Here is a 10,410-nt window from a genome sequence, read left to right as displayed (position 1 = left end):
GCGTGCTCCATCTTTCTACCCTTCGACAACGGGCGAGAAACCCTTAAATGCCGATATACTTGAAATTTCACCGCATAGAGTTTACCTGGTTTCACTACAGCATTACCTGTACCTGCTTTCTGTTGCACTTGTCCTAATCCGATTGCTCGAACCGACGGGCGTTACCCGCTATGCTTCTCTGTGGTGTCCGGACTTTCCTCCACGCCATAAGCGTGGCGATAAGGCGGTCTGCGGTGCAAAAGTAAGGATTTTAGAGTTTAGATTGCAGATTTTAGATTGCAGATTTTAGATTGCAGATTTTTCTAACTATCAAAATTGTCTTTTAATTTTTAATTTTTAATTTTTAATTTGATTTTATAAAATCTATATTTGCTAACCAATAAAATTCTATGGAACAATTTGTAGTATCGGCTCGTAAATATCGTCCGCAAACATTTAATGATGTTGTGGGACAAAAGGCGATTACCAGCACTTTGTTACACGCCATAGAAAGCAATCACCTTGCTTCTGCCCTATTGTTTACAGGTCCTCGTGGTGTTGGAAAAACGACTTGCGCGAGAATTCTTGCCCGAAAAATTAATCAACCTGGTTATGACGACCCAAATGAGGATTTTGCTTTCAATGTTTTCGAATTGGATGCGGCTTCGAACAACTCGGTGGATGATATCAGGAATTTGATTGACCAAGTTCGGATTCCGCCACAAACTGGACAATACAAGGTTTATATTATTGACGAGGTGCACATGTTGTCTTCGGCTGCTTTTAACGCTTTCTTGAAAACATTGGAAGAACCGCCAAAACACGCCATTTTCATCTTGGCCACGACCGAAAAACACAAAATTATTCCGACGATACTTTCTCGTTGCCAGATATTTGATTTCAAAAGAATTACCGTAAAAGATGCCAAGGAACATCTTGCTGAAGTGGCGACAAGTCAAGGCGTAAATTTTGAAGATGACGCTTTGCACATTATTGCCCAAAAGGCCGATGGTGCGATGCGTGATGCTTTGTCTATTTTTGACCGAGTAGTTTCTTATTGTGGTAGTAATTTGACACGTCAAGCTGTAACCGAAAACTTGAATGTGCTGGATTATGAAACCTATATCACGGTAACCGATTTAATTTTGGAAAACAAAATCCCGGAATTATTGGTGGCATTCAACGATATTCTTTCCAAAGGATTTGACGCCCATCATTTTGTTTCTGGATTGGCATCGCATTTCCGAGATTTATTGGTTTCGAAAACTCCTTCTACTTTATCCTTGTTGGAAGTGGGTGAACAAGCCCAAAAACTGTACGCCATTCAATGTCAAAAAGCATCACAAGAATTCTTGTTGAAAGGAATCGAAATTGCCAATGACTGCGATTTGAAATACAAAGTGAGCCAAAACCAGCGACTGCTTGTTGAACTTTGCTTGATGCAATTAGCCTCCATCACCTTTGATGGAGAAAAAAAAAAGTTGAACAATTTATAATTCCTCCCACTTATTTTAGGAGAACCAATTATTCAATTGTTGAAAAAGGAAATGTCAATATTAATGGCAAAGAAAAAATTCAAGTTGAAATTAAAAATTCTGATGTAGTTGTTCCTACTGAAACTACACCCGAGAGTTATGTTCGAACAAGCGAAGCAAACTATAAACCAGAAACTACAAACCCTTCAATAACGGAACCTAAAGTTTCAGCTTTCTCTATTTCGAGTATTCGTGCCAAAAAAGAATTACTGGAAAGTACCAAAGGACTTGTAAAAGAAGAAGTACATCTTCCAACGCAAGCTTTTAATGAAACTGAAATGTTGTTACAATGGAATAAATATGCACAACGTTTGGGAGACAAAGGGCACAAAATAATGGAATCACTTTTGTTGATAAGCGACCCAAAATTAAAAGGTACTACAATTATTCACGAACTTCCTAACGATGGTTCCAAGATAGATTTTGAGACTGAAAAAATTGAACTACTTGGCTATTTGAGAGGAAAACTTCACAATCACGATATTGTAATTGAAGTTGTTGTAAATGAAAAAGTCGAGAATAAATTTGCTTTCACGGCTTTGGACAAATACAATAGATTGAACGAAATAAACCCTAATTTAGAGTTGTTGAAAAAAACTTTTGATTTGGATATTTAATCTCTGTACTTATTCCTACTTACTTTTATTTTAAAAAAAATACCGCAGATTCGCAGATTTTTTAGTTAATTTTTAAAAAAATCTGCGAATCTGTGGTATAATTATTTAATACTTTCAGAGTTATTATCTACTAAACTATATCTTCCCATAATACATTGCTTTTACAATTCCATCTGAAAGTCCAATTTTTGGCACATAAATATTTCTAGCTCCACTCCATTTCATTGCGTTGAGATAGATTTGTGTTGCTGGAATAATTACATCGGCACGATCGGGATTCAAACCTAATTCGGAAATTCTTTGCTCATAAGTAAGTGAGTTTAACAATGTGTATTGTGAATTCAAATAAATAAATGACAAAGGTTTGTTTTGGATTTTACCAGACATTTTGAACAATTTATTGATATTTCCTCCAGAACCTATGAGTGTAACTTCGTCATAGCCTTGAGTATTTAATTTAATCCAATTTTCCATTTCTTGCCAAACAACATCACTTACCATTTCGTTTAACAGTCGAACCGTTCCTGCTTTGAATGATTTTGAAATAATAATTTTCCCGTTAGAAAAAAGTGAAAATTCAGTACTTCCACCACCAACATCCATATATAAATAGGTTTTGTCGGATTTTAATAAGTGATGCAAATCTGTTGATGCTATAATTATCGCTTCTTTTTTACCATCAATTACCTCAATTTTAATATCAGCTTCTCTATTAATTATATCAACAACCTCATAAGCATTATTAGCTTCTCGCATTGCTGATGTGGCAAAAGCTAGGTATTTTTCGACTTTGTGTACTTTCATTAAAAGACGAAATGCTTTCATAGCATCGATCATTCTTTCAATATTTTCTTGGGAAATTTCTCCAACAGTAAAAGAATCTTGCCCCAAACGAATTGGAACTCGGACTAAGGCGTTTTTGTTAAATTGAGCTTCTTTTCCATCTTGCTCGACGATATTAGTAATCAACAAACGCATAGCATTTGAACCAATATCGATCGCGGCATATTTTTTTATTCTAATCATATTTTAGGTAATCCTCTACTATTATTTTGAGACAATTGGCAAATTGTTATTATTACTATTTTATAAATTTCTCAACTTATCTGCCTTATTCTGATAATACTTATAGGTTTCTAATTGTGCTCTGAAAATTGGCTGATGATTTCTCGGCCTATACTTATTATCCAATTTTTCAGAATGGATGCGAGCTTTTACGTTTCCTTTCCAACCCAAATTAAAATTATCAATCAGTTCATTTTTTATTTCTTTGTCATAAATTGGGCAAGTTACTTCGACTCTTCCGTCGAGATTTCTGGTCATAAAATCAGCTGACGAAATGTAAACATCAGTATTTCCAGCATTACAAAAAATATAAATTCTAGTATGTTCCAAGTAATTATCTACTATACTTATGGCTTCAATATTTTCGCTCATTCCAGGAACACCAGGAATTAATGAGCATATTCCTCTTACTTCAAGTTGTATTTTCACTCCTACATTACTAGCCTCATATAATTTGTCAATCATATCAAAATCAGACAAACTATTCATTTTCAATTTTATGAAAGCTTCTTTTCCTTCAAGGGAATTTGTGATTTCTCTATCGATTAGTTTATAAAATCGAGAACGCGTATAATGTGGTGAAACGATAAGATGTTTGTAACGGTATAATCGATAATTAATTTCGAAGAATTCGAAAATCTTTGAAATATCCTTAAGAATTTGTTGGTGACTTGTAAAAAGGGTAACATCAGTATAAACTTTTGCCGTTACTTCGTTAAAATTTCCTGTCGAAATAAAGCCATAACGCTTCATTTTCCCCTCTTCTATTCTTTCGATAACACAAACTTTACTGTGAACTTTTAATCCTTTAATTCCAAAAATAAGTTCGATACCTTCGGTTTGCATTTGTTCGGCATACGAAATATTTGAAGCTTCATCAAAACGAGCTTGCAATTCGATTTGGACGATTACTTTTTTTCCGTTTTTTGCAGCATTAATAAGCGAACTTATGATTTGTGAATTTTTGGCCAAACGATATAAAGTAATTTTAATCGAAGTAACTTTTGGGTCTAATGCTGCCTCTCGCAAAAACTTAGTCAGATAAGAAAAGGATTGGTAAGGTGCATTTAGCAAATAATCCTTCTTACTAATTTTTTCCAAGATACTTCCTTCGAGGCTTAATCCTGTTATTGGCAACGGAACATTTGTTTTATATAATAAATCAAATCTTCCAAGATCTGGAAAATTCATATAATCACGTCTATTGTGATATCTACCTCCAGGAATAATACTATCCGTAGAAAATATATGCATTTTTTCCAGAAAAAAATTGAGGGTATCTTTTTCTATTAGTTGGTCATAAATAAAACGAACAGGCTCACCAATTCGCCTATCCTTGACACTTGTTGCAATTTTTTCGAGCATACTTTTACTCAAATCACTGTCTATATCTAATTGAGCATCGCGAGTAATTTTTATCATATGAGCTGAAACGCTTTCATAATCAAAAATATTAAAAATGCTACTTAAGTTGTGACGAATGACATCGTCGATTAGAATTACATACTGTTTATTGTCTGTAGAAGGTAATACTACGAAACGATTAATCGTCTTTGGAATTTCAATCATTGCATATCGAATTTCCGAATCTTTTTTCATTACTAATTTAATTGCCAAATAGCCAATTGAATCTTTTAAAATTGGGAATTCAGCAAGGTCATTCAAGATAATCGTTACTAATTCAGGACTCAACTTTTGTATAAAAAAGTCTTTTAGAAAAACTTCCTGCTCTTCAGAAATATCATTTTCGTGTACAATGAATATGTTCTCAGTTTCTAATTTTTTTTCAATAATGCTTAATATTCGTAAGCTTTCGGATTGTTGTTGAATAACAATTTCGATAATATCTTTTAATAATTGGTGAGCAGAAATTCCTCCTAACAATTTTTCGCCAGATATTCCAGATAAACTTAATCGTCTGATTGCTGCAAATCGCACTCTGAAAAATTCGTCTAAATTATTAGAAAAAATCCCCAAAAAACGCAACCTATCTAGTAATGGAACTGAATCATCAGCTGCTTCTTGAAGTACTCTTGCATTAAAGGTTAACCAACTTTTTTCTCGATCTATATATTTATATTTATGCACTATGATTTTATTAATTTTTTTGGAAATATTGTTTTTTTGATTTTACCATTTTTAATTTTTTCCCAACTATCAGTATCAAATTCTATTGACACAAAACCAGATGTGGGAACATTATCAATGAAAATGTCTCCAAATTTATTAACAAAATTCGTAATTGCACCATTATGTCCAAAAAGAATAACACTTTCGAATATATTATTGCATGATTTAATAACTTTTTCTAGTTGATTTTCATCAAAAGTATATAGTTCTTCTTTAATAATGATGCTTTCAATTGGATATAAAATATTTTGGGCAAAGATTAGTGATGTTTCTAAAGTTCTTTTTGCTGGACTTGTCCAGATTACATAGGTTGAAGGAAGAAAATTGGCGCAATTTACTGCAACAAGATGCGCATCAATTATTCCTCTTTGTTCTAATGGCCTATCAATATCTTTTAAAGGTGCTTCCCAACTAGATTTTGCGTGCCTAATGAGTATTAGATTTTTCATATATGGGAATATTTGTTATTTATTTAGCGTCAAATCTCCTCGTCATTTTGAACATTACAAATTACAAAATATTTTATAATAAACCACTTAATTGTTATAAAAATCATCTAAATAGTATAACTAGTTAAATTTATATTCAACAAAAAAATACAAAATTCTGCCATTTTTCAGAAAGATTGATTTAATGTTTGTCAATAAATCTTAAAAAAAATATTACAAATATGTAATATAATACCTATAAATAATAAAATAAATGTATTTTATCTATTAAATTTGCACTTAATCGATGTTTTTTTTAAAAAGATATTAAAATAAATATATAAATTTGGATTTAAAAAAAATGACTTATTTAATTAAAAAAAAGTTTATTAAACACTATTTAGCCAAATTAAAACTGCTAAAAAATTAAAATAGTAAATAAAAATAGACTACTAAAAAATGATTGTTTTGAAAAAAAATGACGTTTCAACGAGTTTTTGGGTTGTTTAAAGAAAAAAAACACTAATTAATGACATAGTTATTAGTTTAGCTGTATAAAATGCCAACTAACTCAAATTAATTTAAATTGATATTATGAAAAAAAATGCAACAAATCTAATTGTTGATACCTTAATCAATTATATTTCGATTCAAAATCCACTTTTTATGGATACAAAAAGAATAATATTTATTTCAATATTTTCGCTTTTTGGCCTATTTGTTTCTGCACAAAGTTCTAATACAATAATTCCACAAGTTTTAGAGGTGAATGCTTATATATCTTCTTTGAAAACAATTGAACAAAACTCTAATTCTAGTTTTTCTAATTCTCAGAATATTGAAAATTTAGTATCTAAACTACAATCTTCTGTTTATTTCAATTCAGGAGGAGTGAAAACGTTTGGAGAAAATCCTAAAAATCTTTATACTGATATTGATTCTTTGAATGGAATATCTAGTGCAAATCTATTGAAAAATAATATTGAAATTGTGATTATCAATATCCGCAACACAACTGATTTGAACTCAAAAATTGATTTAGCTGTGTTTTCAGATTTTTATAAATTGAAATATATCTATATCGTTTCAAATATAGACACTACAGGGCAAACCATTGCAAAAATGTTTATCAACTATGATGAACAATATACTATTTTTTATAAAATTGAAAAAGGAGAATAAGTTTACCACTGACAAATAAAACAAATCACTATGAAGAATATATACTTTAAAACGATAAATTACAAACTGCAATATCTAGTTCTACTAATTGCGATTTTTATTGGTAATATGTATACCGCTGAAGCACAAGTAAAAAAATCATTTACCCAAAGGACTTCTCAATATACTCCAACAAAAAAGATTTATAATGTAAAAGGAGACTTTACAATGTTAGGTAACACGAACCTTACCCCTCAAAATTATTCTCCTACAACCAACAATAATGGTCAAAATATGCAATATGTTGATATTGATGGAGATTCAAATACTTGGAACTCATCGTCTTCAACCTTGGCTTTTTCGACTGAAAATGGCGCATCACCTGAATGCTCAAAAATTATTTACGCTGGATTGTATTGGACTGGAAAATCTTCTGCAAGTAATACTTTTACTGAAACAAAAAATATTCCTACTGGAAATAATATTTCAGTTCCAGCCACATTATCGAATGCTAGAATTTACAACAGTACTAGTACTATTGTGCACACCAATTATACTCTTACAATTACCAGTTCTGGATCAAATAATAATAAAATAATTACTTACAATTTTGCTTCATCAGTTTCGGGGAATCCTAATGTAAAATTTATTTATAATTATAATAATGGTAATGAAACACTATTTAAATCAATAAATGGTGGTGCTGAAACTAGTGTATCTACAAGCAGTATTGATGATAAAGACGCATACCTCAATACATCATATGTAATATTTTCTGATTCAAATTATACCCTTACACTCAACAGACTTCGAAGAAATGGTAAAAATTCAGATTCGGCTTCACCTACAAGTGCTTATGTTGATATCTCTTATATAGATATAGTACCAGAAACAATTCAAATTTCTAAAACATTTGACAAAAGAAAAATTTCATTAAAAGGTCCTCTTTCATCTACTTATACCACTTTTACAGCAAATGCAACCGATATTTATTACCCATCAGGAAGTGATGATAATATTTATTCAGCTTATATTGAAATCACAGATTATGTGAAAGCTAATAAAGTTGGAGAATATTTTGCTGCGGATATAGCCTTATTAGAGGGGAATCCTGGAGGAACTGGATACTCAGGTGGCTGGGGGATGATTGTAGTATATGAAAATGCCAAAATGAAGTATAGGGATGTTACAATATTTGACGGTTATGCCTATGTTCAAGCTTCAAATAATTCGGCTATCGCTTTACCAGTTTCAGGTTTCAACACAGTACAATCAGGTGATGTAGGAGTAAAATTAGGTCTTATGGCTAGTGAAGGGGATGTGTCTTTTACTGGTGATTATTTTAAAATTCAAAAGTTAAATACTAGTAATTATTTAGATTTAAGTCATTCCGGAAACTCAACTACAAACTTCTTCAATTCATCTATTGAAACAGGAGGAAGTTATAGAAACCCAAATTTAGTTAATAATACAGGTATAGACATTAGTATGTTTAATGTTCCTAATAGTGATAAGTCAGTAATCGGAAACAATCAAACATCAACTAATTTTCAATATGGAACAAGTGGAGATACGTATTCAATATTTGCCATTGCAATGTCTGTTGATGCATATATCCCTGTCGTAGATGCAGTAGTTTCACCAGTATCTGTAAACAATATTCCTGTTAATAGTAATTCAATTACTACTCAACCTGGAGATATAATAGATCTTAAAGTGGACATCAAAAATAATGGAACAGAAGCAGTAAACAATACAAAATTTGTAATTCCAATACCTTATACTGCTGATTATGTTAATGCTAGTTTAGTTAAAAATGTATATTTTTTACCGTTGCCTTCTCCTAATAATTATTACTTCGATCCATCTCTAGGTCCAAAAGGGTCAATTGTCTATGATTTAGGAACATTACCATTACCAGCAAACCCAAATGATGTTTTAGCAACTTTATCATTTAAAATAAAAATAACTGAAGATTGTTCAATTTTAAAAAATTCATTGTGTAATCAAAACACTTCCATTTCAGGGCTGATAAGTGGTTCTGGAGTCATTACTGGTGTAAATTTTAGTAACAAACCTTTCTTTATTGGATACTCTTCTGACGGAGGCTGTGTTGGTGATCCAATTTTAAACCCCCTTTTAATAGGTATTAATTCTGCCTCATATGTCACAAATAACTGTGCCGACACTCCTAATTCAAGAGAATTTGTTTTTTGTACTTCAAATCAAACTATTCCAATAACTGATATTAGTGATGGTTTTCCCCCTGGTTCACTATTTTATGACGAATATCCTGTAACAAATACATCTATACAATATACGATTTCTAATCCGTTTCCTGTAACTGAGAGTTCTATAAATTATTATGCAATTCCACCTGGTGCAGATGATGGTTGTTATTTCCCATTCAAAATTAAAGTAACAAATGTTATAACGATGCCTGACACGACTCCATCTATAGAATATTGTCAAGGATCTACAGCATTACCACTAACTGCTACAGCTACTAATCCAAGCTATACTTTATACTATTTTACCTCGCTTAATGGAACTGCACAATTATCCATAACTCCTTCAACTACTACTATTGGACAAACAACCTATTATGTAGCTGAAGCAGCATCAGGAAGTTGTATTGGACCTAAAAAAGCAATTGTAGTTACTGTAAATGGAAACCCTTCCGTTAGCTTACAAAATAAAACGGATGTTTTATGTTACGGTGCTTCAACAGGTAGTATTGACATTAATACAACTGGTGGTGTTGCTCCTTATACTTATGTTTGGACAAAAGATGGAAATCCATACGGTGCATTAACTGAAGACTTAACAAATATTGAATCTGGAGTATATGTAGTAACTGTATCGGATAGTAAAAGTTGTATGTCTGTACAGTTATCTACAACTATAACTCAACCTGCGGCTGCTTTGTCTGCAACTGTGACTTCACAAACTAATGTGTCTTGTTTCGGTGATGCTTCTGGTTCGGCTGTTATTACTCCTGCCGGTGGAACTGCTCCTTATCTTATCACTCCTGCTCAAACTGGATTGAGTGCTGGATTGCAGACTTTCACTATTACTGATAATAATGGTTGTTCTACTACTGTAGATGCAACTATAATTGATGGAGATAATACTCCTCCAACAATAAGTCAATTACCTGATGTTACAACTATTGATTGTCCTGCAACACCTTTGTTCACTCAAGCTAGTGCTACAGACAATATTGACCCTAGCCCCATAGTAACTTTTAATGATGTTACAACTCCAGGAAATTGTGCTGGCTCTTATTCTGTAACTAGAACTTGGACTTTCACTGATGCTTGTGGCAATACTTCTTCTACAACTCAAACGATAAACGTGATTGATGATGTAGCTCCTCTAGCTCCTGAAAATCCTGCTACTCTAAATGTAGCTTGTGCTTCGGAAGTGCCTGCGATGACTTCATTAACTGCGACCGATAATTGTAATGGTGACATTACTGTGGAAGGCGTAGAT

Annotated in this window: 7 protein-coding genes and 1 other RNA gene; 4 read left to right on the top strand and 4 right to left on the bottom strand. The window is 32.1% G+C overall.

What is annotated here, in order from left to right; translation table 11 throughout:
• An RNA gene (gene rnpB / locus PHC28_RS10850) (RNase P RNA component class A) lies at positions 1–235 on the bottom strand; the annotation flags it as partial.
• A 154-nt stretch (positions 236–389) separates the two neighbouring features.
• Between rnpB and dnaX the strand changes: the two genes are divergently transcribed.
• Both dnaX and PHC28_RS10840 read left to right on the top strand, forming a co-directional pair.
• Positions 390–1,475: a DNA polymerase III subunit gamma/tau gene (gene dnaX, locus PHC28_RS10845; protein WP_300099987.1), complete on the top strand. Its 1,086-nt coding sequence runs from the start codon at positions 390–392 to the stop codon at positions 1,473–1,475.
• A gap of 317 nt (positions 1,476–1,792) precedes the next feature.
• A complete protein-coding gene (locus PHC28_RS10840; RefSeq protein WP_300099984.1) occupies positions 1,793–2,131 on the top strand; it encodes a DNA polymerase III in 339 nt (112 codons plus the stop codon).
• 135 nt (positions 2,132–2,266) lie between these two features.
• Here PHC28_RS10840 and PHC28_RS10835 read toward each other — a convergent pair whose 3' ends face one another.
• From PHC28_RS10835 to PHC28_RS10825, 3 genes are read right to left on the bottom strand one after another with little or no spacing between them, the layout of a single operon-like run.
• On the bottom strand, positions 2,267–3,157 hold the full coding sequence (locus PHC28_RS10835; protein WP_300099981.1) for an exopolyphosphatase: 891 nt from the start codon (positions 3,155–3,157) through the stop codon (positions 2,267–2,269).
• Between the two features lie 60 nt (positions 3,158–3,217).
• Positions 3,218–5,284: a polyphosphate kinase 1 gene (gene ppk1 / locus PHC28_RS10830; RefSeq protein WP_300099978.1), complete on the bottom strand. Its 2,067-nt coding sequence runs from the start codon at positions 5,282–5,284 to the stop codon at positions 3,218–3,220.
• Positions 5,284–5,775, bottom strand: coding sequence for a histidine phosphatase family protein (locus tag PHC28_RS10825; protein WP_300099974.1), 492 nt, complete (start codon positions 5,773–5,775; stop codon positions 5,284–5,286). The genes ppk1 and PHC28_RS10825 overlap by 1 nt, the downstream gene beginning before the upstream one ends.
• Positions 5,776–6,348: 573 nt before the next feature.
• On the opposite strand from PHC28_RS10825, the gene PHC28_RS10820 reads away from it, so the two are divergent.
• Both PHC28_RS10820 and PHC28_RS10815 read left to right on the top strand, forming a co-directional pair.
• Positions 6,349–6,936 carry a hypothetical protein gene (locus PHC28_RS10820; RefSeq protein ID WP_300099971.1) on the top strand — a complete coding sequence of 196 codons (588 nt, stop codon included), beginning with the start codon at positions 6,349–6,351 and terminating at the stop codon, positions 6,934–6,936.
• 30 nt (positions 6,937–6,966) lie between these two features.
• A partial coding sequence (locus PHC28_RS10815) for a SprB repeat-containing protein (RefSeq protein ID WP_300099968.1) occupies positions 6,967–10,410 on the top strand: 3,444 nt, incomplete at its 3' end.

Source organism: Flavobacterium sp., assembly GCF_028712645.1.
Classification (GTDB): Bacteria; Bacteroidota; Bacteroidia; order Flavobacteriales; family Flavobacteriaceae; genus Flavobacterium.
Note: the sequence above shows the minus strand (reverse complement) of the source record. Positions and strands in the feature narration are given on the sequence as shown.

What these genes read in the sequence shown, in the direction of transcription:
- dnaX (WP_300099987.1), top strand. Translation starts at nt 390, where the DNA reads ATGGAACAATTTGTAGTATCGGCTCGTAAATATCGTCCGCAAACATTT.
- PHC28_RS10825 (WP_300099974.1), bottom strand. Translation starts at nt 5,775, where the DNA reads ATGAAAAATCTAATACTCATTAGGCACGCAAAATCTAGTTGGGAAGCA.
- PHC28_RS10840 (WP_300099984.1), top strand. Translation starts at nt 1,793, where the DNA reads ATGTTGTTACAATGGAATAAATATGCACAACGTTTGGGAGACAAAGGG.
- PHC28_RS10820 (WP_300099971.1), top strand. Translation starts at nt 6,349, where the DNA reads ATGAAAAAAAATGCAACAAATCTAATTGTTGATACCTTAATCAATTAT.
- PHC28_RS10835 (WP_300099981.1), bottom strand. Translation starts at nt 3,157, where the DNA reads ATGATTAGAATAAAAAAATATGCCGCGATCGATATTGGTTCAAATGCT.